The sequence below is a fragment of the Chitinophaga barathri genome, assembly GCF_003807585.1.
In the GTDB taxonomy this organism is placed as follows: Bacteria; Bacteroidota; Bacteroidia; order Chitinophagales; family Chitinophagaceae; genus Chitinophaga; species Chitinophaga barathri.
This window is the reverse complement of the sequence record NZ_RMBX01000006.1, coordinates 16,254-37,165: the sequence shown is the minus strand read 5'-3', so window position 1 is coordinate 37,165 and position 20,912 is coordinate 16,254. Positions and strand designations below refer to the sequence as shown.

The following is a 20,912-nucleotide window of genomic DNA, read 5'->3' as shown; positions in this document are numbered from 1 at the left end:
CAAAGTTATAGTCAACCAGGATCAGCACCCTTTCACACTTATTCATAAACTCAAAACACATCGTTATGAACCAAAAAATGTATGCAAGTATGCCTGTTATTTCACCGGGAACTATTATTCTCTGCCTGGCAGCCCTGTTTTTTTCTTTCACCGGCTGTTATAAAATGGAGCCGCCGGTCTCATCCGAAAACATATCCGCGGTCAGCAGTTACCAATCTTTGCTGACGGTGCCCGAAATATATGTAAATGACGTAGGAGCCGACGGTACCGATGCGCTGAACGATACCTGGGCCTTTCAAAAAGCTATTGACTCCATGGCGGGTTTAGGCGGCGGTGTGGTAAGGGTACGGACCGGCAATTATTACATTGATGCGGACACTTCCATCAAAATGAAAAACAATGTGGTGCTGTACATGTACGACACCACCCGCAAGCTGATAGTACGGCCTACTTCCTCCACGCGTTACCACGCGATCATGGTGGAATTTGTGGATGGCGTGAGCATTTTTGGCGGCAAAATAGTGGGTGACCGGGACATACATACAGGCAGCACCGGGGAATGGGGCATGGGTATCGCCATATACGGAAGCACGAATGTAAAAGTCAACCGGACCTATATCTCCAACTGCTGGGGAGACGGCATTGTAGTGGGAAGCCGCAAGCTCGCCGGCGTACCGACCGTCAGCCGCGATGTGATCATCAAAAGAGTGACCAGCACCAACAACCGGCGCCAGGCCCTGACTATCGGCGGTGTAAACGGCCTGGAAGTGGACAGCTGCCTGTTTACCTACACAAACGGCACGGCCCCACAGGATGGTATCGATATTGAGCCGGACAGTGATACCGCCCAGTATGTATATATCACCAACTGCGAGATCTCCAATAATGTCGGGAATGGAATAGAAATGAACGCCAAAACGACCACCACGGCTAAAGTCCGGAACATCTACGTGACCAATAACTATGTCCATCACAATGCCTATAGCACGTACATCCTCCATGTTCAGAATTCTACGATTAATAATAACCGTTTTATACTGAACACCGTTCGTAACCTCATATATGCGAAAGACACTTCCAATTGTATCTTTACGCCCAATACGTTTAACTGACCATTCAAAAGCCGGGCGGGTGGTGCACCTGTCCGGCTTTCATTCCCATGCTCCGCTTAAACGCAGTGCTTCTTCATCACCTCCCGAAAACGATTACCCGCAAATCACATTTGGAAACCAGGAAGATTATCTTAATTTTTAAATACATCATTACCGGTACAAAGATTCGCCTAAATTACATGCATGAAACTTCGTTTTAGCTGGTTGTATTTCACCCTTGCCGTTCTGATCTTCATTGTGGAAGTCCTGATCACCATGTATCTCAACGATGAGTTTATCCGCCCTTACGCCGGGGATTTTTTGGTGGTGATCCTGATATATTGTTTTGTGCGCAGTCTCCTGCAGGCGCCCGTAATACCGGTGGCATTGGCTGTGCTGGCGTTTTCCTACCTGGTGGAGACACTCCAGTATCTGAATGTGGTAAAACTTCTCGGGCTTGAACATTCCCGGCTCGCCAATATTGTCATCGGCAATTATTTTACCTGGTCCGATATACTTGCCTATACGCTGGGTGTAGCGTTTATTATACTGATGGAGCGCATAAAAAAGATACCGCGGTTTTCAAAGAACTGGCCGGCAGGATCGTAATACGGCGTTCTTATGCCCGGAACTTCCCTATATTTGGGCCCTGGCTTTGATCCGATGGAACGCTACGAATACTTTAAACAATTTCATGACATCAGCCTGGCGGACTACCGCCTGCTGACGGATAACCTGAAACCCCGCTCTTTTAAGAAAGGGGATTGTATTACCGTGCCCGGTCAGGTCCAACGGGAGCTATACTTTGTAAAAAGCGGCGTGCAGGTGGCTTATTTCGATTCAGGGGACAAAACCTATGTCATTGATTTCAGTTATTCCCCCAACTTATGCGCCATCGCCGAATCCTTTTCGTTCCAGGTGCCTTCCAGGTACTTTTTAACCTGTCTCACAGAAAGTGAATTCGAGTGCCTCAGCTATGAAGATCTTCAAACGCTGATGGACCAATCCCGGCAGATAGAAAGACTCTTCAGGCGGATGATCGAAGCCATGCTGGCAGGTATGATCGACCTCCATATCAACCTGCGCGCCCTGACCATCGAAGAGCGATACAAAGCTTTTTGCCGGAGAAACCCGCAATTGCTCCATCTTGTGCCGCACAAATACATCGCTTCGCATTTAGGCATAGACCCGACTAACTTCAGCAAACTGTACAATCATGTGAAGTTCTGATCTTGGTATACACCAAGAATTGTTTGCCCGCCGCTTTCGAACTTTGCGGTAAGCAAACCAAAAAAACATGAACATTGCAGGAACCAATGGAAACTATGCCAATGTCAACGGGCTCAGAATGTATTATGAAGTGCATGGAGCAGGCAGGCCACTCCTTCTTTTACCCGGAGCGGTTTCCGGAACCCGTACGGCATTCGGAAAATTAATCCCCCTGCTGGCGGCACACAGGCAGGTCATTGCCGTCGAATTCCAGGGTTATGGGCACACGGCCGATATTCCGGAGCGACCGCTTTCATACGAACAATTTGCCGATGATGTGATTGAATTACTGCATGTTTTGAAGATCGGGCAAACGGATATTTTTGGATATAGCACCGGAGCAGGAGTAGCGCTACTCGTGGCCATACGCACACCGGCCCTTGTCGGAAAGCTCATCCTGGCTTCCGTTAGCTACCAAAGCAGCGGGCGTCATCCGCAGCTCGCTGAACTGGAGAAACTGCTGACCGCCGAAACCATGAAAGGCACGCCTTACGAAGCAGAGTACCTCAGCACCGCCCCAAATCCCAGTAACTGGCCTGAGCACCTCGCCAAAGTAACGGCGTTCAACCAGCGGGAGGATGATATCCGGAATATTAAAGCTCCCGCCCTGATCATTGCAGGTGATGCAGATATCGTTCAGCCCGGGCATGTGGTGGAATTGTATAAACTATTGGGTGGCGGCAGCCTGGGGGAGTTGTCCATGCCAGCCTCACAACTGGCTATATTACCCGGAACCATGCATACAGCCTTGACTAATAAAACAACCCTGCTAATGGCCATGATACCTGATTTTCTTGGATTCAACATCAGTACACAATAAGCCGCAATGCCATCAGGAGTATTTACTCTTTGGTGAAGGTGGTGCAAGCGCTGTCCTTGCAATTATTTTGACCAGGGTATTTTATTTCCATGCCCCCATTAACCTCCTCAGCACAATGATCTCTCCGGTATGATAACTGTTATGGTCCGCTATCAGCATGGCTTCCCTAAGCAGGTTCTGCCCGGTGCCATGCGGAAAAGGCGTAAAAAGGTCGGCCTCCGGCGCCTCCAGCAGTTCTGTGAATGTCTTGCGGTCCCTGGCGATCTGCGCAATGCTTTCCTCCCATGCAGCGGCATTTTCCGGTGCACGTTCCGCCGGCCAATAACCTTCCGGCCATTTTGGCGATTCGTAATCGGGGTCGCGGGAAAATTCCAGAATATCCAGTTGCGTAATACGAATATGCTCTACCAGTTGCCATATGCTATAAGGCATGCCGTCAGGAACCTGGCCCTGTAATTTGGCGGGCAATCCTTTTACGGCCTGCTCAAAGGTAGCATGGGCATGGCCGCCGTCGAGGAGTTCTTTCAGGTTCCTGATAAGGATGGGAACTTCTTTCATAATGTGTGTTTTGTTTTGCCAGTACAAAAGTAACTAGCTTAAAGACGAAAAGGACAACTACGACGAAGGCAGGCTTTATTCTTCTTTTGTCAGAGGCCTGTAGCTTTTAATTCCGCCCATCTCATAAGTGTAAATAACGAGTTGCAGGCTAGTTAATTCCGCCGGGAACCGGTTGTGGCACCGTTGTCGGGCCCTGCACCACCAGCTTTCCACCTGGTAATATCTTCATCCGGTCTATAAACACCACGCGCTTGTCACCTGTTTCCGATGTGCGGCCATGATATACACAGAACATTTCTTTGCCGTCCGGTGAATACGTAATGCTGTTATGACCGGTGCCAGTTACCACGCCACCCTGCTCAACGTTTTTTTGCAGCACCGGGTTGTTGGCTGCTTTTGTAAAAGGCCCTAAAGGTTTTTTCGACGTCGCATAGCCTACCGCATAATTTTTGCCGCCAAAATAATTGGCGGAATACATCATATAATAGACATTTCCTTTTTTGAAGATCGAGGAACCTTCCGTCCAGCGGCGGTTCACTTCTTTGGAGGTAACCGAGCGGCTTTCCCATTCAGCCTGTTTATCTTTCATGCTCACAGGCGGGCGCAGCAACAGCGCCGGTTCACCAATCACACCACTGAAATCTGGTTTTAATTCTACTCCATATACCCAGCTTTCTTCGATCTCATTGAACCATCCTTTACTTTTTGCCCAGGCAGCTATTTCACTTTGTACCGGATGTTTGTAGCAGCAGCGGGAATAATAGAGGTATACTTTTCCGTTTGTATCGAATAATAAATTGGCATCGATAATAGGGTAGCCCGGGTCAAAAACAGGTTTATTCGCTACATCGATAAACGGACCTGTTGGTTTATCCGCCACTGCAACCCCAATGCGAAAGTTCTCGAGTTCTTTTGCCGGATTTTCTTTCCATTGGGCACTGTAAAACATATAGTATTTGCCATTTATAGCATACACTTCCGGCGCCCAATAAGCACCTCCCCAGGCGGCTTTTGGATCGCTCCAACCATTTGCGTTATCATGAAAATACACTTGGCCTTCGTTTTTCCAGTTAACTAGATCGGTGGAAGAATAGGCAGCGAAGCCGTTCTTTGCTCCACCGGTCCCATACATATAATATTTGTCGCCTTTGACATGTAATACGTAAGGATCACCCAGATCAACAGCTAAGGGATTGGTATAAGTGGGTTGTTGAGCGTTCAGGGTTACAGCTGTCAACATTATTAAAAAAGAAACCAGGATACTTTTTTTCATGTTACCTGCATAGTTTAAGTTCCAATATATAAATTTTCGGTATCCTGCAGGCATTAATATAAAAGAAAAAGGCTTTCGGCAAAACGGGAGATTGTTTGAACACCTGGTGGAGCTAGCTGAACTTTTAGAATCAATTACATATCCGCTTTAGATCGGGAACCGTGATGTAATTAATTAAAAATGAATTGGTTGCTTTGTTTCTACAAGAATAAGCAGCCGTGTTCTCCGTCTAAACTTCAAGATTTCATTACTGAAATCAAAAAGTCACTGGCCGATCGCTTAATTTTATACATACCAGAAAACTGAATTTACAATGGAAGAGGGTCAGATCATCATCTATCAAACTGAAAGCGGGAATACTTCGATAGAGGTAACTATAGATCAGGATACCGTTTGGCTTTCCCAGCAGCAAATGGCAGATTTATTCGAAAGCACCAGGCAAAACATCAGTTTACACATTAATAATATTTATAAAGAAAAAGAACTCGATAAAATGGCAACTGTCAAGGAATCCTTGACAGTTCAAAATGAAGGTAAAAGAGCCGTTAAACGAAAAATAGAGCAATATTCCCTGGACGTAATCATTTCCGTTGGTTATAGAGTGAAATCAAAACGCGGAACTCAGTTTCGAATTTGGGCCAATAAAATTTTAAAGGACTACCTGATGAGAGGTTACGCGCTGAACGAACAACGCTTAAAAAAACAAAACCAATACCTCTCTACTCTAAAACATACTATCCAATTGATAGGAAAAGTAGCGGAAACTCATAATTTGTCTTCCGACGAATCAACCGGCCTGTTAAAAGTAATTACGGATTACTCTTATGCACTGGATATTTTAGACAAATATGACCATCGCAATCTTACAATTGAGAAAACCCATGCTGAACAAACGTTTATTGCAACATATGAAGAGGCCTTGAATGCCATAACTATGTTGAAAAATAAATTTGGTGGGAGCATCTTGTTCGCCAATGAGAAGGATGAATCTTTCCGCAGTTCAATTGCCGCTATATATCAATCTTTTGACGGCCAGGAACTATACACCAGCGTAGAAGAAAAAGCTGCACACTTGCTATATTTCGTCGTTAAAAATCATTCTTTTTCAGATGGCAATAAGAGAATTGCAGCCTTTCTGTTTGTTTGGTTCATGGAAAAGAATCAAATCCTGTACCGGGAGGATGGTAGTAAAAGAATAGCAGACAATGCATTGGTAGCACTTACGCTAATGATAGCCGAAAGCGATCCATCTGAAAAGGATATCATTGTTCAGGTTGTGGTTAACTTGATTAACGACTATAACTAGCCGAATTAAAAATGGCTTCCAAGAAATACTTGAAAGCCATTTTACCTTCGTAGCGAGATCGGGAGATTGTTTGAACACCTGATGGAGCTGGCGGAGGTTTTCACACCGATCATTGAAGCCCTGCCACCTGATACCGTTAACCCCTTAAACATTTGCAAATGAGCCATTTACAGACAGAAATCGGCTTTCCGGTTCGATTTTTCTTTTCACCGGCAACTTTACATAAATTCCTACACACCAGCCCCTCCCCTCTTCTCGGTTTGGCCGATGAAAGAAAAAGAGTTTTGGTAAGAGCCAGCTATGTTTTGACTTCGTCAAAACTGGCTGGCTCCCCTCATGCCTACGGCATTTGGGGAGGGAAAATTGAAAGTTTGATTTAAAAAGCAGCTTATGTTAGTGAAGAGAAACAGAGGAGGAAGGCCCCCTAAGCAAGTTAAGAAAACGGAACAACTAGCGGTAATGTGTACCAAAACCGACCGCTTTGTAATTCGGGCAATGGCCAGAACCGCAGGGCTGACAGTATCGGAGTATTTATTAAAAGCTGGACTTGGCATGCAGGTGATCCGGGCAAAAATTCCTAAAGAGGTTTTAGTCTTTACGGGCAGAATAAACCATACTGCCGGGCTATTAAACCAGCTGGCCAGGAAACAAAACTTCGGGCTTTCCCTGAATGAAGTTGACAAATTGGTGCTGGCAGGCACCCTTCTGGAACTCCAAAATCTTTCTGCACAGATTAAAACCTACCTCCAATGATCGGTAAAATTATTATCGGGAAAGGTTTTAAAGGGTGTATTTCTTACTGCCTCAGCCCGAAGAAAGGGGAAGGCGAAAGGGCCGACGTACTTCATTATAATAACTGCTATGGCAGCAAGACGGAGCTGATCCGGCAGTTTGAAGAAGTTCGTGGCCTCAATCCGAAGTTGGGTAAACCGGTTATGCATGTAATCCTGAGCCTTTCTCCAGAGGATAAACCTTCACCCAGCAGCATGGAAAGCATTGCACAGCACTGCGCCGATGATTTGGGATTTTCCGATTGTCAATACCTGGTAGTATCCCATAATGACACCCGGCACCAGCACATCCATATTATTGTCAACCGGGTACGATATGATGGAAAAACCCTTTCCGATAGCAATAATTATAAAAAGATCGCACAGTTCTGCCGGAAGGCGGAGCAGCGGTTCGAGCTGAAAAAGGTGTTGATGCCCCGGCGTTTTCTTCCTCCGGTCATTCAGCTATTGCCGCGGAAGGATACCCGGAAAGAGAACCTGAAGGCAGATATCAAAGCCACTTTGGTGAGGGCCAATGACTTTACCGCTTTCCTTTCATTGATGGAAAATAAGGGGTACAAGGTAGAGAAGAGTCGGGGTATCGCGTTCATTGATACTAAGAATGTACGGATAAAAGGCAGCGAGGTTGGATATTCGCTTTCCACCATTCAGCAGACACTTGACTGGATGCACCGCAAGCAGCGGATTATACAGCCTGTACCACGTAGGAGGGGTATGCGAATGTAAACCGGGGAAGGGCCTAATGCCACCCCTTCCCCCTCCCCCTTCCCCGCAGGGGTTTCCAAACAATTTTCATTGGTGCGGAGTGGAAAAGAAAAACCCCGAGCCTTGACAGGCCCGGGGATTTCATGAATGGATCATTGAACTTGTAACCGTTTTCTATGAAGTGCTATTTATAAATTGTATCCATGAGCGCGCCTAGCAAGTCCACTACAAACATTTTATTTGCCCGCTCTTTCTTATCCCACATGTCCGCGTGGTCGCTTCCCATTGCCGCGATCAGCAATTCCCATAATTCGGCCTTTACTTGCTTGGCCTTCGGGTAAGCCTCCTTTAAATCCCGAAAGGCTTCATTACCTCTCAACTCCTTCGCTGTCCTATCTCTTGCGCTCATGGATACGATTTTTAGGGGTTCACATAGTTATCTGCAGGTTTCGAGAGCTTTCAATAAAACCGCCTTCTTGACCTCGGCAATTTCCTCGGCTTCCTGCCGCTTTAAATGGGAATTGCGCCGTATCCTGTACATGTAACCGTAATCGCTCCATTGCGTCTTTTGGCAGACGGTTTCCCGGAATTCCCTGGCTAGGTTAACCATTAATTGATGGGCTTCGCAAAGCGGGTTGGGCGTGATTCTACTTCTTCTCATATGCTCTATTTTAAAAAGTGAATAATAGAACGGTGCGCTTGCGGGGAGAAGAGGGCTAACTAAAAAAGAAACGCGGCACTCAACTCACCGCCGGGAAGCCCCTTGGAAGGCTATGGACAGGCAAGAAGAGCCCGCGCTTTAACGCGAGCTTTCTCCTTTTCCTCTCATCCATATTAAACTTTCCAAGGTTTTCCCGGTGAGACTCAAAGAAGCGAGCTTCTAATATTTTCTGAAGTCGCTAAAATACGATTTTCATGGCAGTAGCAATGTGTCAGGAATACTGTACATTGATTCCTACAGGATCAAATATACAACACAAAAATCAAAAAGCTATTATTTAGATCATATTTTTTAATTACTCTTAATTAATATGATTTATATAAACGTAATTTTATAGGTGGATTTTGTTTTACTTTAGAAATGGCACGTAGGAAAACACAAAAGGAAGTAGACCCTGAATTTGAGCTTTTCAAGAAGAAGGTCGGGGAACGTATGAAAGAGCTTCGTTTAGAACAAGGATACAACAGCTACGAGCAATTCGCCTTTGCTCACGATATCGGCCGGGCACAATATGGAAAGTATGAACGGGGTACAGAAGATTTACGGTTAAGTAGTCTCTATAAAATACTAAGAAAATTTGATGTTAGCTTCCCTGACTTCTTTGAAAGCCTAGATAAATAGCATACATTATAATACCTATACCAATGCTTGATCAATCATTCTCTGCGGAAAATTTCAGAACAATATTAGATATTGAGAATAGAAAAGGAATTGATCTAGGTAGTCAATTTTTCCCAGACGTTTTGGAAATTACCCAAAAAATCAAAAAAATCAATGCTGATCTGAAAACTGCACGCAGGATTCAAGATAAGCTAATGCGCGCGGTGGAAATTAAAAAAGTGCTTCAAGAAAAAGAAAAACTAATTGAAGAAAAAGAAAAGCTACTATCTGAAAAGCTAATACGAGTTAGCGAAGAGATTCTTAGTTCCCGTTTCAAATTTGAACTCCAAAAAAATGACGACTTTGGTGATAAACCAATATATACAATTGAAAAAGAACCTTCGGTCTATTTCTCACTTAAACAAACCCAATATAACTTTAGAAAGCTATATAAAGTTAAGCAAGCGGATAGATTTCAAATTGTCAGTCAAGTTAAAACATTAATTTGCGACGGGTTTCCCAAAGTTGTTCTTAGAACAGACATTGAAAACTTCTACGAATCTATCCCTCACAAGAATCTACTTGACAAACTAAATGAAGAAAATCTTCTTTCATTTTATTCTAAAAGGATTATTACCAAAATTCTAAACGATTACAAACTTAAATCGGGAAGCAATGTTGGCATTCCAAGAGGAATCGGTATTAGCGCTTATTTAGTCGAGCTATATTTGCGAGACTTTGATAAAGAAATAAAGGAGCTGCTAAATGTTAACTACTATGCTCGCTATGTCGACGATATAATAATATTTTTCATACCTCCAATTACAAACATTCAACGTGATTATATCAGTGAAATTGATACTATAATAAGTAAGTATGGCTTAAAGAGAAACCACTCAAAAACAAAATTAATAGCGTCAATTCCTTCAACAAATAATCAACAACATTCATTTGAATATCTTGGATATGAAATGGCATTTGGATACACACAAAAAGATCCGTCACCTCCCAAAATTATGATAAGCAAAAAGAAGGTCAATAGGTACAAAGAACGGATCATATTTGCATTAGAACACTATATAAACTATTCAAAGATCAATGAAAAAGACGCGCGTAAGATGCTAATAAAAAGGATTCGGTTTTTAACAAACAATACAAGGCTAATAAACAACAAAAGAAACATTACTACTGGCATTTTTTCCTCAAATAGTTTAATTAACACGACGGGCAATTTAAAGGATTTAGATAATTACTTGTCTGGGCAGGTTCAGAAGTATCGGCTGAATCAGCCCGTTCAACAGCGAATAGGAAAATATTCTTTCGAGAAAGGCTTTCTTGAAAAAAGGTATACAAAATTTACTTCAAACGATCTTTCTATGATTATGAAAATCTGGAAAAACAGATAAATGAAAAAAAAGTATATTAAATACAAGAAGGAAAGAGTGGTCTTTTCCGATGTTTTACCGTTTGAAATTCCAGTTACATTCTCAAACAGACACTTCTATAACTTTTTAACAAGGTATAAAATCGAAATAAAGGACGGGAAGCTAACATGGTTGAACCATAGCCCATCTCTGCCGCTAATAATTCCATTAATTTTTGGAATTGAAAAGGATAAATGTCAAAATATAGGTAATGGATATGTCGACGATACAAAGTCAATGACTATTCCCTTCAATTTCAAAATTTCTCACAAGGAAAATGATTTTAGGGCTTTAACTTTAATTCATCCAATCAATCAAATTTCTGTTGTCGAATTCTATGAAAAGTACAAAGAAGCCATATTATACTATTGCAACCAAAGTGAATTTTCTATTAGAAAGGCCCATAAAGTTGCAAAATATCGATATTATAAAGATCGCACTCACTATACAACTTTAGCCCAAGACCAAGAATTTGAATCCTTCGAGGAATATAACAAAGAATATGAGCATTTAAAAACCTTCTTTGTTTACAAGAATTATGGAAATATTCACAAATTCTACGAATCCTATAAGTACCATAGATGCGAAAAAAAATACAATAGGCTTTTTAAGTTTGACATATCAAGATGTTTTGATAGCATTTATACTCATTCTATATCCTGGGCGCTATTCAATAAAGAATACATCAAATTAAGAATCGGATACTCCCATAAAACTTTCCCTGGGGAATTCGATTCCTTAATGCAACGGATGAATCATAATGAAACAAATGGGATAGTTATTGGACCTGAATTCTCAAGAATTTTCGCGGAACTAATATTACAAAAAATTGACACAGAAGTAGCAAAGTCGTTAAAAAACAAAGAAAAGATCTACAATAAACGCGACTATGAAATATTCCGTTATGTCGACGACTACTTTGTTTTTTACAATGAAGAATCAACTAAAGAAAGAATCATTAAATCTTTTAGACTAAACCTAAAAGACTTTAAACTTTCACTCAATGATTCAAAAAATATCCATTATGAAAAGCCAATCATAACCGAAATCACAATTGCCAAGCAGAGATTAACAGAACTCATACAAAAGCAACTGATTTTTGAAATTTCTACTCAAAAAAAAGAAATTTCTACCTTGGAAATAAATGGTGTAGAGAAAATAGGCACTGAAAACGACGAGATAAAAGGTTCTATCTATGTAAGTTCTAATACGCTAATTACTAAAATAAAAACTGTTATTAAAGAAACAGGTGTCGAGTATAAAGATGTTCTAAATTATACTCTTGCCTTAATTGATCGTCGGTCTGCCAAAATATTAAAGGATTATAAACGTGTGGATAAGGCGCCGGGCAGTGAAAAAAATATCGTACGATCAATACTTGAGATTTTAGATGTCACCTTCTTTTTATACTCAGTTTCTCCCAGGGTCAATACGACTATTAAGCTAAGCCGGATATTGCGTAGATTTACAGAGTTCTTAAAAAGTAAGCATATTAAAAACTTAGACTTCAAACATCTGGTTTTCAAAAAAATTTACGACAACATTTACTTCATATTGCATAAGAATAAAACCGTCGAGCACACTCAGGTTGAAACACTTTATCTTCTAATTTCTCTGACAGAACTTGGTAAAGAGTATAATCTATCTGAGGAAGTATTATGTTCTTATTTTTGCATTGAAACAGATAATCAAAATAATTTGATCGCTAAAAATGAACTAAACTACTTTTCGATAACTGTCCTCTTATTTTATATTAAAAGTAAAAAGAGATATGATAAACTTAGGAAATGCCTAATGGATCATATAGAACAAAGGTTTAAGGAATTTGCAAATGATGGCATCACTAAGCGAGCAGAACTCGTATTTTTATTATTTGATATTATTGTATGTCCTTATCTTGATATTAAATTTCGAGAAAATATTCTAAATTTATTTAACATTACGTCGCACAATGACATACAAAGTATCATTAACGAACGTAAATTTTGGTTTACAAAGTGGACAGACTTCAATCTAGGCAAAGAATTGGATGCAAAACAAAGTCAAGAAGTATATTAAAATTCTCATATGCTCCGCTCAAATTAAAGCTCGCAAGGGTTCCCACACACAAGCATTAGTTTACTTCTTATATGCATTAAGAATGTAGACACCAAAGCAGCCTGGGCGGGCTGCTTTTTTTATTGCTCATTTACTTAACCCTTAATTAAACGTTAAAATCATCCTCACAATTAAAAATTGATGACATTTGTCAACAATTTTCCCTAACAAAAATTTGGAATCCCTATCTCCTATTTCGTATATTCGTCGTCCACCACATTCCCCGCATCCCTCACCACATAGTTTATTATTTTCCACAATATAAACACCGGGCATATGAATCAAGAAGAGATTGAATTTTGTGAGTTAATGGCCTGTATCATTGTCGAACTTATTTTAAACGAAACGTTATGAATGCAATCGGGTACGTACGAATCAGCACGAAAGACCAGTCCAAATACTCATTGGACTATCAGAAAAGCAGCATTAAAGAGTATTGCACGAGAAACAACCTTGAACTATTGAACCTGTTCGAGGATGATGGGGAAAGCAGCTTCACCTTCGACCGCCCGGACTGGATAGCCTTGGAAGCCTTCATAAAAAAGCACAAAGGCAAAGTTCAGTTCCTAATAGTGATGGATCATGACCGCTTCAGCCGCAACCTGCCGGAAGCCCTCATGAAAATAAACCACTTGGAAATGAAGTTCGGGATAAAGGTACTGGCCACCAGTGAACCGGTAGACCTCGACACCACCGACCCCAACGTTTTCATGACCCGCGCCTTCAAATACATGATGGCAAACAACGAGCTTTTCAACATCCGCCGCCGAACTTCCCAAGGCATCCGGCAGGCTTTGGAAAGCGGGCGTTTCGTCAACAAAGCTCCCTTTGGTTACAGGAATGTGAAAGTCGAAGGCGGGAAAGGATTCATAGAGATCGATGAAGAGCGGGCCTTTGTTATCAAAAAGATATTCCGCGATTATCTATTAGGCCATCCCTTTAAGCAAATACACAGAGAAGCAAAGGCGCTCGGCTTTACCTATTCCGGTAACTCCGCCGTTCCCCGCGTCCTGAATAATTGCCTGTATGCCGGGCTGATAAAAGTGCCGGCGAACAGGAAAACCCCGGAAAGGATCATCCCCGGTTTGCACAAACCCATTATTACAGAATCAGAGTTTTGGCGGGCGCAAGAACTGCTGGGCAACCTCAAACCTAACAAGTCCATGCCTATTGAAGAGGTTCCCCTACGCGGAATTCTGAAATGTACCTGCGGCCAGAATCTGACAGCAGGCAAGAGCAAAGGCAAGAAAAAATACTACAATTACTACCGCTGCCGGATACACAACGGCCGTAACTTCCCGGCCACAAAACTGCATGCGCAGCTGGATGAAATTCTCGAACTCAGCAGCTTCCGCCCGGATCAAACCATCTTCATTGCTCAAAAGGCCAAAGAAAGAATGGGAGAAGCCCTGAACGAAAGAACCCAACAGGTAGCCATAAAATCCCGGCAGCTGGAAGAAATAAACCAGAAGATTGAAAAAAACGAAACCCGTTTAATGGAGGACGTTATCGAGCCTGACACCTACAAAAAGTGGCACAAGAAATTTCAAATCCAGCGCGCGCTGTTAATGGAAGAGATCAACTCGCTGACGAAAAACAGAAATGAAAAATGGGATAAACTGTACCAGGTTCTCCCCTACCTGACCTCCATAAAAAGTATCTATCGAAAAGCAACTGTTACACAAAAACACAGCATCCTGAGAGGGGTGTTCAAACATGGCCTCACATATCACGAAGGCGCATTTAGAACACCTTCGATCAATCCGGCGCTTGCACATAACGCGGTGAAGCTCAAAGAAAAAGGACTGCTCTTTGTAGAACAGTCCTCTAATGATTTGGGTGAAAATCCCATTCGTAGCGAGATCGGGAGTTGAACCCGAGACCTTTGGGTTATGAATCCAACGCTCTAACCACCTGAGCTACCTCGCCAAATCCGCGTCTGAAATCCCTGGTAGTACCAGCCGTTTCAAATTCGGAGTGCAAAGATACAGGCTAATCGGTTAAAATCAAAAGTTCTCGGCAAAAAGTTTTTATTCCGCTATGGTAGCGCATCGGGAGCGGTATTATTCCGTCCATCCTTCACGGTTGATACGGTCCGCCGGTCTCCCCCCAGCCCCACTTGGGCATCGGCTCGCCTTCGCTGATGGGGTTGTCCGCTGTGCTGGAATTCATGATCGCAAGGCGGCTGCCCCATTCCAGGTACCCCACCAGGGCGGAGCGGAACTCCGGGTCCGACGCCAGGCCTATTTCATCCGCACTGTCCAGCAACAGCGCCATCCAACGCCTGCGCTGCGCTTCCGTCAGCATTTTGCCCAGGTGGTGGCGCACCATCCCGGCATGACTGCCATTATCATCCTCTGTGTATGTTTTGGGGCCGCCAAACACCTCCGCTATAAAATGCGCCACATGTTTGCTGTGCTCCGGGTTCATATGCCTGAAGACAGGCTCCAGCAACTCATCCTGCAATACCTTGCCATAAAAAAGTTCCGTCAGCCGCTCAAAGGCCTCCCGGCCACCAGCCCATTCGTATAAAGTTGGTACAGTTTTCATAAGACAGCTAATTTATGCTTTTTTCAGACCTGATAATTAACCGCCCTTCCCCATTGATTTTCAATATTTCCCATCCCCTCCCTCCCGGCCCGCCTCATCCTTTTTTGAAAATTCAATGGGTAAAATTTTGTTCGTACGAAATATTTCCTACCTTTAGTACATGAAGAAGCAAAAACTAGAAGCGAACCCTGAGCCTACCCGCTCCGAACTGGAGATCTTACAGGTGCTCTGGCAGCTGGGCCCTTCCACCGTCAGAACGGTGAACGATGTGCTGAATGAACAAAAACGGGAAGTGCAGTACACCTCTACCCTGAAACTCATGCAGATCATGGTGGACAAAAAACTGCTCAACCGCGACGAGAGCCAGATGAAACATGTGTACAGCCCCGCCGTGGAGGAAGATTCCACCAAAGGCCACCTGCTGGACAGGTTTGTGGACACTATGTTCAACGGTTCTGCCAGCAGCCTCATGATGCAGCTGCTGGGCAATAAAAAGACTTCCAAAAAAGAACTGGACGCGATACGCGAGCTCCTGAAGAAAATGGAAAAATAAAATTGCTGTTATGCCTGTTACCGCATGGATCTCCGAAGATATTCTGCAGGCCCTCTGCCGCACTTTCCTGCACTCCCTCTGGCAGGGCATTCCCGCCGCACTGCTGGCCGGGCTGGTACTGCTGCTCACCAAACGTTCCAGGGCCAGCCTCCGGTACAACCTCCTGGGCGCTGTGCTCCTGCTGTTCATGGCAGGTGCGGGTTTTACCTTTTATCTTGAAATGCAGGCTGCTCCCGCTGCCCCGGCCGCCATTGCCGCTGCCGTGGCTGTAACTTACGCCCCCGTTCCGCAGCCGGACCTGCTCGCGTGTATCCTGCAGTTTATCGATGCGCACACCATGCAGATCATGATGATCTGGGCGCTTATATTCCTCCTGAAATGTATCAGGCTGGGCGCCGGCTTCTACCACATCTTTCGCATCCGCCATTCTAATACCATTCAACCGCCTGTGGAATGGGCCGGAAAGCTCCGGCAGCTGGCCCTTTCCCTGGGCATCCACGCTCCTGTAAAACTGATGGAATCCGCCAGGGTACAAATGCCGTTTACTGTCGGCTGGCTGAAACCCTGCATCTACGTACCCGCAGGCCTGCTGGCACAGCTGCCCGCGGACCAGCTGGAAGCCATCCTGCTGCACGAGCTGGCACACATCCGCCGCCGCGATTATCTTGTGAACATCCTGCAGCGTTTTGCGGAAACGATCTTTTTCTTTAATCCTGCCCTGCTTTGGATCTCCGCCTGCATCCGGGAAGAACGGGAAGCCTGCTGCGATGACATTGCCATGGCTCACACTCCTCACCGGGCCAGTTACCTGCAGGCGCTCGTGGCCTTTGAAAACGCCGGGGAGCCGGAATTGCAGCTGGGCATGGGCCTGGGCCGCAAACGGTTTTACCTGCTGGACCGCGTGAAACGATTGCTCACCAACGAAAACAAAAAACTGACCATTATGGAAAAAGGTATTCTTCTCCTCGGGCTTGCCGGTATCACCGCATTCGGGTTCGTACCTGCCGGAGAGCAGTCAGTTGCCCAAGCTGCCACCACCCCGCAATTAGAGCTGGAAATAGTGAAAGACACCACGGTGAAGCCTTTTAAGGTGGTAAAAGTTAAAAGGGACACGGTAATAAGGCCGGTAAAACGGGTTCCCCTGAAATCGGATTCCGTGAAGGTATACAAGCTGAAATCCAAAGACAGCGTTCGTGTCATTACATTCAGCACAGACACCGTATACTATAAAATGTACAAGCAGCTCCAGTCAAAAGACAGCTTACTGGCCTACAAGCTGTATCAGATAGCTATGGATACCACCCGCCTCAAAAGCATGAAAGGCCAGTATCTGAAGGAAATGAAAGTGGATAGTGTATACCGGATGCAGTATCTGGAAAAAATGAAGGGTTTTGATTCCACATTTATGCATGTGCTAAAAAGCAACCTGACTACGCAATCTGACCAGTTACACTATAAGTTATATAAGATGGCGGCGGACACCATTCTCCTGAAAAGTCTTAAGATGAAGCTTTCTTCCCATTGGGACAGCACCTATAAGAACCAGAAATTTAAATCTTTGTCAGCCGATTCCACCCTGCAAAAAAAGATGAAGTCAAAGCCCGCCCGTAAAGAAGCCGGAGGCGATGATCTTTTCAAACCCACCTCTCTCCAGGTAACTAAAGTACCCCAACGGACGGTGAAAATAAACGCCTTTCTGAAACAGGTACAATTGAATACCGATGTGATCAGGATAGAACCGATCACGTATGCGCTGTTCGAAGCGTATGACGCGACGGGCTCCCTGCCCCAGGAAAAAAAGCCCGCTGCGCCTGAGCGTAAAAAGAGCCCTGTTAAAGAAGTGAAAAAAGAACCCGCGAAAATAAAATGGCATTCGCCGAAACATATCAAACCCTCATTCAGGGAAAAAGCAGAACAGTCATTGCCGCCGGCCCTGCAAAAACAGTTTGTGCCACCGGCAGACCAATGCTGATAACTTTCTATTACTAGTCTTACCTTACAACAAAGGCTGCCTTGTCCGGGCAGCTTTTTTTTGTCCTGAAATTCCTATACACCAGTCCCGTCTATACCCCCGCAATCCTCTCCTTATATGCAGCCAGCGCATCTTCCAGCCGCTGCCGCGCGGTGGTATCGCCCGGTACATTGTGGGAAGGGTGAATATGCAGCTGAACGCCCCGCTCCGAAAGTATTTCCGCCACCGTACATACCGTCATCCACACACAGGTGATAAATGCCATGGTGGACACCGGGCCGATTTTATCCTGGTGGTTCTTCAGCGGCACGGACGCATCGCCGATAGGCGCACAGGAATCCACTACAATATCCGCTACGTCAAAGATGGTCTTGCCGCTGGAATGACGCGTCTGTTTACCCTTTGCCTCTTCGGCGGAGCCGAAAGCGATCACTTTCATGCCGCGTTTTTTTGCTTCAATGGCAACGTCGATGTTCACATTGTTGATACCGGAATGGGAAAACAGCCACATGGTGTCCCTTGGGTCGAAGTTGTAGCCTTTCATGATCTCCACACCATAACCTTCCACCCTTTCCAGGAATACAAACTGGTGGACGCCCATTTCGCCGGTGATGCGGGTAAAAAAGGTGAGCGGCAATTCTATCATCGGGTGAAATCCCACGAAGCCGCCGATGCGCGGGTACATCTCTTCGATGGGAATAGTAGCGTGACCGCAGCCGAAAGTGTGTACCCAGCGGCCGCAGGCGATACTGTCCGCCATGGTTTCCGCGGCCATGCGGATGTTGTCCATTTGTGTGTCCTCGATCTGCGCCATTACCTGCCGGGCATTGGCCAGCCATTGTTTTGCGAGCATATGGATAAGGTTTATTTTAAACGTCTTACGATCCGGCTGCACAGCAGCAACATCAGGAGCCACTCCGCGAACGCCACCGTGATGAGGTGCTGCACACCGTACGCCTGCACAATAAGCCCCATCATATAATTCACCAGCATATTGCCGATGAGTGCTATCACCAGCACAAAACTGAAAGCCGTACCCGAATGGGCGGCATACCGCTCCCCGACAAACCCGAGCATGATAGGAAAACCACCCGCCAGCCCGGCGCCCAGCAATATCAATCCCGCCGCGGACCATACAAACGAGCTGCTCACCTGCAACAATACAATGCCCGCCGGCATCAGCAATAACGACACCACCAGCATACCCGCCGGCGGTACGGTGCGGAGTACGGTCCCTGAAAGCAGGCGCATAACGGTAAACCCTGCCACATATAACGACAAGGCATACAGCGCCGCCTGCTCTTCCATATGATCGCCCGCGGTGAGATAAGTGGTCGTCCAGTTGTTGATGATCGCTTCGAAGCTGCTCTGGAAAAACAGGAAGAATCCGATCATCACCAGGGTAAGGTCTGAGAACAAACGCCCTGCCTGCGCGAGCGGAAAACCCTGCTGGTGTTTGGCAGGCGGGAAACGGATAATGGCGAACATCAGCGCCATCGCCAGCGTAAGCCAGCCTACTGCGGACACGATCTCGAACCATTGATAGTGATGTTTCAGCGCGCCCAATACCTGCGGCATGCCCAGCGCGCCAATGCCGAACGATACACCCAGCAGGCTCAGCGATGCGCCTTTCCCGCGCATGGTGATATCTGCTACCACAGCGTTTGTGGCGCCATTCACCACCCCGCCGCTTAGTCCGAATAAAAATATCGAGGCCTTTAGCCATGTGAGGGAGCCGGCGTGCGCGATACCCTGGAACCCCAGGCCTAAGCCCAGGCAGGCCAGTACCAGTAATAACTTATACCCATACCGGTCGCAGATGGGACCGAAAAAAAGCGAGCCGGTAAGAATGCCGATGGGCATGATCGAAAACAAGGTGCCCGCGGCCACGCCGTCCAGGCCGAATTTCAGGCGCAGGTCCAGCACTACGGCGCCCAGCGTGATCAACGTAATGCCGAACAGCAACAGGCCCAGACAGGCCGCGATAAAAACCACTTGTTTATTGTACATACTTCACCAGGTTAATCATAAGGATGACATGTTTCATGCCTGCCATCCGCAATTGCGCGGGGCATTCCATACAGCATCCTGTTTACCATACCGCTTGCCTGTCCATTATTGACGGGCATTCCATATCGTTCTTAAACAGTTCCTTTATCCGCCGCCCCATGCATCGCAATACAGGCGGCGCCGTACAATCCTGCCAGGTTCCCAAGGCCGGCGGCTTCCAGTTTCACCTGGCCCATGCTCACGGGCTGCGCCCATTTGGCGGCTTCCGTGCGGATAGCGGGAAGGAAACGCACCGCGGGGCCAAACACACCGCCGCCGAATATGATCTTCTGCGGGTTGAAGAGGCTTACGAGGTTGGCCACCGTCATTCCCCACAGTTCTATACATTGGTTAAATACCTGTATGGCTATACGATCATTCCGCTCAAATGCCTCCATCACATCACCGGCCGTGATCCCTTCTTTCGCCAGCATACCCTGGTAGGCGGCATCTTCTTCGATCAGCCTCTCCGCTACTTTTGCGATACCTTCTCCTGAGGCCTGGCTTTCCAGGCAACCGCTGGCGTTGTAATCCGTTTTATACGGCCTGTCCAGCGCAAGCCAGCCAATAGCGCCCGCAATATCCGCCGCGCCGCGCAGCACCCTGCCATCTGACAAGATGCCCGCGCCGATGCCCGTACCCACTGCCAGGAACACCGCGTCGCTGCATCCTTTGGCATTCCCCTGCCAGGCTTCGCCCATGATATAACAAGCCCTGTCTCCTTCGATAAATACGGGGATATCGCCGCACACTTCCCGTATCTCCCGCAGCAGCGGATAATCGTCCCAACCGGGAATATTCGGCGCCCACACCGTACCGGTCTCGCGGCGGCTGATGCCCGGCACCGCCACCCCGATGGCGGTAATATCCGTTTCCCGCATCCGGGAAAGGATACAGCCGGAGATCATCTCTCCCACGGCTTTGCCGCTTCTTTTTTCCAAAGGGTGATACGTGACGCTGCCGGCGGGCCCGGCCTGCGAAAACAGTGCGGACGCGAGTTTGGTGCCGCCAAGATCAATAGAAAGTACTGCCATCGTTTGTTTTTTGTGAGTGGGAAAACAACCGCCGCATGTTTCATAACGTACCTGGTAATAAGACAGTCTATCGTCCGCTTGCCGTTACCCGGAACAAAA

22 protein-coding genes and 1 tRNA gene are annotated in these 20,912 nt (G+C 45.7%); 14 read left to right on the top strand and 9 right to left on the bottom strand.

What is annotated here, in order from left to right; all coding sequences use genetic code 11:
* Positions 1 to 65 precede the first annotated feature (65 nt).
* The 4 genes from EG028_RS11690 (at position 66) to EG028_RS11675 (ending at position 3,180) form a co-directional block, all read left to right on the top strand.
* The gene (locus EG028_RS11690; protein ID WP_120516974.1) at positions 66 to 1,112 is read left to right on the top strand and encodes a right-handed parallel beta-helix repeat-containing protein; all 1,047 of its coding nucleotides are present in this window, start codon (positions 66 to 68) and stop codon (positions 1,110 to 1,112) included.
* Between the two features lie 183 nt (positions 1,113 to 1,295).
* Positions 1,296 to 1,700 carry a ribosomal maturation YjgA family protein gene (locus tag EG028_RS11685; RefSeq protein WP_120516975.1) on the top strand — a complete coding sequence of 135 codons (405 nt, stop codon included), beginning with the start codon at positions 1,296 to 1,298 and terminating at the stop codon, positions 1,698 to 1,700.
* Between the two features lie 12 nt (positions 1,701 to 1,712).
* Positions 1,713 to 2,321: a Crp/Fnr family transcriptional regulator gene (locus tag EG028_RS11680; protein WP_221198103.1), complete on the top strand. Its 609-nt coding sequence runs from the start codon at positions 1,713 to 1,715 to the stop codon at positions 2,319 to 2,321.
* Positions 2,322 to 2,388: 67 nt separating this feature from the next.
* Positions 2,389 to 3,180: an alpha/beta fold hydrolase gene (locus tag EG028_RS11675; protein WP_120516977.1), complete on the top strand. Its 792-nt coding sequence runs from the start codon at positions 2,389 to 2,391 to the stop codon at positions 3,178 to 3,180.
* 81 nt (positions 3,181 to 3,261) lie between these two features.
* Here the strand turns inward: EG028_RS11675 and EG028_RS11670 are convergent, their stop codons facing one another.
* On the bottom strand, positions 3,262 to 3,738 hold the full coding sequence (locus tag EG028_RS11670) for a DinB family protein (protein WP_120517024.1): 477 nt from the start codon (positions 3,736 to 3,738) through the stop codon (positions 3,262 to 3,264).
* Positions 3,739 to 3,886: 148 nt separating this feature from the next.
* The gene (locus tag EG028_RS11665) at positions 3,887 to 5,011 is read right to left on the bottom strand and encodes a glycoside hydrolase family 43 protein (RefSeq protein ID WP_120516978.1); all 1,125 of its coding nucleotides are present in this window, start codon (positions 5,009 to 5,011) and stop codon (positions 3,887 to 3,889) included.
* 313 nt (positions 5,012 to 5,324) lie between these two features.
* On the opposite strand from EG028_RS11665, the gene rhuM reads away from it, so the two are divergent.
* The 4 genes from rhuM (at position 5,325) to EG028_RS11645 (ending at position 7,834) form a co-directional block, all read left to right on the top strand.
* Entirely contained in the window at positions 5,325 to 6,317 is a 993-nt protein-coding gene (gene rhuM / locus EG028_RS11660; RefSeq protein WP_120516979.1) for a virulence protein RhuM/Fic/DOC family protein, read from the top strand.
* A 158-nt stretch (positions 6,318 to 6,475) separates the two neighbouring features.
* Positions 6,476 to 6,697 (top strand): hypothetical protein, encoded by a 222-nt coding sequence (locus EG028_RS11655; protein ID WP_123864646.1) that lies wholly within the window; start codon positions 6,476 to 6,478, stop codon positions 6,695 to 6,697.
* Between the two features lie 10 nt (positions 6,698 to 6,707).
* Positions 6,708 to 7,070, top strand: a complete 363-nt coding sequence (locus tag EG028_RS11650) for a plasmid mobilization protein (RefSeq protein WP_120516980.1) — start codon at positions 6,708 to 6,710, stop codon at positions 7,068 to 7,070.
* Positions 7,067 to 7,834 (top strand): relaxase/mobilization nuclease domain-containing protein, encoded by a 768-nt coding sequence (locus EG028_RS11645; protein WP_120516981.1) that lies wholly within the window; start codon positions 7,067 to 7,069, stop codon positions 7,832 to 7,834. Before EG028_RS11650 ends, EG028_RS11645 begins: the two co-directional genes overlap by 4 nt.
* A gap of 163 nt (positions 7,835 to 7,997) precedes the next feature.
* Here the strand turns inward: EG028_RS11645 and EG028_RS11640 are convergent, their stop codons facing one another.
* Entirely contained in the window at positions 7,998 to 8,222 is a 225-nt protein-coding gene (locus EG028_RS11640; protein ID WP_120516982.1) for a hypothetical protein, read from the bottom strand.
* Positions 8,223 to 8,249: 27 nt separating this feature from the next.
* Positions 8,250 to 8,474, bottom strand: a complete 225-nt coding sequence (locus tag EG028_RS11635; protein WP_123864645.1) for a hypothetical protein — start codon at positions 8,472 to 8,474, stop codon at positions 8,250 to 8,252.
* Between the two features lie 420 nt (positions 8,475 to 8,894).
* Here EG028_RS11635 and EG028_RS11630 point away from each other — a divergent pair, with 420 nt between their 5' ends.
* The 4 genes from EG028_RS11630 (at position 8,895) to EG028_RS11615 (ending at position 14,529) form a co-directional block, all read left to right on the top strand.
* A complete protein-coding gene (locus EG028_RS11630; RefSeq protein WP_120516983.1) occupies positions 8,895 to 9,155 on the top strand; it encodes a helix-turn-helix domain-containing protein in 261 nt (86 codons plus the stop codon).
* Between the two features lie 23 nt (positions 9,156 to 9,178).
* Entirely contained in the window at positions 9,179 to 10,540 is a 1,362-nt protein-coding gene (drt3a, locus tag EG028_RS11625) for an antiviral reverse transcriptase Drt3a (RefSeq protein ID WP_120516984.1), read from the top strand.
* On the top strand, positions 10,541 to 12,616 hold the full coding sequence (gene drt3b / locus EG028_RS11620; RefSeq protein WP_120516985.1) for an antiviral reverse transcriptase Drt3b: 2,076 nt from the start codon (positions 10,541 to 10,543) through the stop codon (positions 12,614 to 12,616).
* A gap of 389 nt (positions 12,617 to 13,005) precedes the next feature.
* Positions 13,006 to 14,529, top strand: a complete 1,524-nt coding sequence (locus tag EG028_RS11615; protein ID WP_120516986.1) for a recombinase family protein — start codon at positions 13,006 to 13,008, stop codon at positions 14,527 to 14,529.
* On the opposite strand, the gene EG028_RS11610 is transcribed toward EG028_RS11615, so the two are convergent.
* Both EG028_RS11610 and EG028_RS11605 read right to left on the bottom strand, forming a co-directional pair.
* Positions 14,511 to 14,584 (bottom strand) — tRNA-Met (locus EG028_RS11610). The two genes, EG028_RS11615 and EG028_RS11610, sit on opposite strands and share 19 nt — an antisense overlap.
* A gap of 150 nt (positions 14,585 to 14,734) precedes the next feature.
* Complete coding sequence (locus tag EG028_RS11605) at positions 14,735 to 15,205, bottom strand: group II truncated hemoglobin (RefSeq protein ID WP_120516987.1); 471 nt, start codon at positions 15,203 to 15,205, stop codon at positions 14,735 to 14,737.
* Positions 15,206 to 15,365: 160 nt separating this feature from the next.
* Here EG028_RS11605 and EG028_RS11600 point away from each other — a divergent pair, with 160 nt between their 5' ends.
* Both EG028_RS11600 and EG028_RS11595 read left to right on the top strand, forming a co-directional pair.
* The gene (locus EG028_RS11600; RefSeq protein WP_120516988.1) at positions 15,366 to 15,758 is read left to right on the top strand and encodes a BlaI/MecI/CopY family transcriptional regulator; all 393 of its coding nucleotides are present in this window, start codon (positions 15,366 to 15,368) and stop codon (positions 15,756 to 15,758) included.
* A gap of 10 nt (positions 15,759 to 15,768) precedes the next feature.
* Complete coding sequence (locus EG028_RS11595) at positions 15,769 to 17,730, top strand: M56 family metallopeptidase (RefSeq protein WP_206614445.1); 1,962 nt, start codon at positions 15,769 to 15,771, stop codon at positions 17,728 to 17,730.
* 91 nt (positions 17,731 to 17,821) lie between these two features.
* On the opposite strand, the gene EG028_RS11590 is transcribed toward EG028_RS11595, so the two are convergent.
* The 3 genes from EG028_RS11590 to EG028_RS11580 all read right to left on the bottom strand — a co-directional run bounded on the left by EG028_RS11590 (position 17,822) and on the right by EG028_RS11580 (position 20,813).
* Positions 17,822 to 18,583 (bottom strand): sugar isomerase domain-containing protein, encoded by a 762-nt coding sequence (locus EG028_RS11590; RefSeq protein ID WP_120516989.1) that lies wholly within the window; start codon positions 18,581 to 18,583, stop codon positions 17,822 to 17,824.
* An 11-nt stretch (positions 18,584 to 18,594) separates the two neighbouring features.
* A complete protein-coding gene (locus tag EG028_RS11585) occupies positions 18,595 to 19,740 on the bottom strand; it encodes an MFS transporter (RefSeq protein ID WP_120516990.1) in 1,146 nt (381 codons plus the stop codon).
* Positions 19,741 to 19,871: 131 nt separating this feature from the next.
* On the bottom strand, positions 19,872 to 20,813 hold the full coding sequence (locus EG028_RS11580; protein ID WP_120516991.1) for an ROK family protein: 942 nt from the start codon (positions 20,811 to 20,813) through the stop codon (positions 19,872 to 19,874).
* Positions 20,814 to 20,912 lie beyond the last annotated feature (99 nt).

Bases quoted from the DNA above. Each gene is read 5' to 3' on its own strand.
- EG028_RS11690 (WP_120516974.1), top strand. From the start codon at position 66: ATGAACCAAAAAATGTATGCAAGTATGCCTGTTATTTCACCGGGAACT.
- EG028_RS11685 (WP_120516975.1), top strand. From the start codon at position 1,296: ATGAAACTTCGTTTTAGCTGGTTGTATTTCACCCTTGCCGTTCTGATC.
- EG028_RS11680 (WP_221198103.1), top strand. From the start codon at position 1,713: ATGCCCGGAACTTCCCTATATTTGGGCCCTGGCTTTGATCCGATGGAA.
- EG028_RS11675 (WP_120516977.1), top strand. From the start codon at position 2,389: ATGAACATTGCAGGAACCAATGGAAACTATGCCAATGTCAACGGGCTC.
- EG028_RS11670 (WP_120517024.1), bottom strand. From the start codon at position 3,738: ATGAAAGAAGTTCCCATCCTTATCAGGAACCTGAAAGAACTCCTCGAC.
- EG028_RS11665 (WP_120516978.1), bottom strand. From the start codon at position 5,011: ATGAAAAAAAGTATCCTGGTTTCTTTTTTAATAATGTTGACAGCTGTA.
- rhuM (WP_120516979.1), top strand. From the start codon at position 5,325: ATGGAAGAGGGTCAGATCATCATCTATCAAACTGAAAGCGGGAATACT.
- EG028_RS11655 (WP_123864646.1), top strand. From the start codon at position 6,476: ATGAGCCATTTACAGACAGAAATCGGCTTTCCGGTTCGATTTTTCTTT.
- EG028_RS11650 (WP_120516980.1), top strand. From the start codon at position 6,708: ATGTTAGTGAAGAGAAACAGAGGAGGAAGGCCCCCTAAGCAAGTTAAG.
- EG028_RS11645 (WP_120516981.1), top strand. From the start codon at position 7,067: ATGATCGGTAAAATTATTATCGGGAAAGGTTTTAAAGGGTGTATTTCT.
- EG028_RS11640 (WP_120516982.1), bottom strand. From the start codon at position 8,222: ATGAGCGCAAGAGATAGGACAGCGAAGGAGTTGAGAGGTAATGAAGCC.
- EG028_RS11635 (WP_123864645.1), bottom strand. From the start codon at position 8,474: ATGAGAAGAAGTAGAATCACGCCCAACCCGCTTTGCGAAGCCCATCAA.
- EG028_RS11630 (WP_120516983.1), top strand. From the start codon at position 8,895: ATGGCACGTAGGAAAACACAAAAGGAAGTAGACCCTGAATTTGAGCTT.
- drt3a (WP_120516984.1), top strand. From the start codon at position 9,179: ATGCTTGATCAATCATTCTCTGCGGAAAATTTCAGAACAATATTAGAT.
- drt3b (WP_120516985.1), top strand. From the start codon at position 10,541: ATGAAAAAAAAGTATATTAAATACAAGAAGGAAAGAGTGGTCTTTTCC.
- EG028_RS11615 (WP_120516986.1), top strand. From the start codon at position 13,006: ATGAATGCAATCGGGTACGTACGAATCAGCACGAAAGACCAGTCCAAA.
- EG028_RS11605 (WP_120516987.1), bottom strand. From the start codon at position 15,205: ATGAAAACTGTACCAACTTTATACGAATGGGCTGGTGGCCGGGAGGCC.
- EG028_RS11600 (WP_120516988.1), top strand. From the start codon at position 15,366: ATGAAGAAGCAAAAACTAGAAGCGAACCCTGAGCCTACCCGCTCCGAA.
- EG028_RS11595 (WP_206614445.1), top strand. From the start codon at position 15,769: ATGCCTGTTACCGCATGGATCTCCGAAGATATTCTGCAGGCCCTCTGC.
- EG028_RS11590 (WP_120516989.1), bottom strand. From the start codon at position 18,583: ATGCTCGCAAAACAATGGCTGGCCAATGCCCGGCAGGTAATGGCGCAG.
- EG028_RS11585 (WP_120516990.1), bottom strand. From the start codon at position 19,740: ATGTACAATAAACAAGTGGTTTTTATCGCGGCCTGTCTGGGCCTGTTG.
- EG028_RS11580 (WP_120516991.1), bottom strand. From the start codon at position 20,813: ATGGCAGTACTTTCTATTGATCTTGGCGGCACCAAACTCGCGTCCGCA.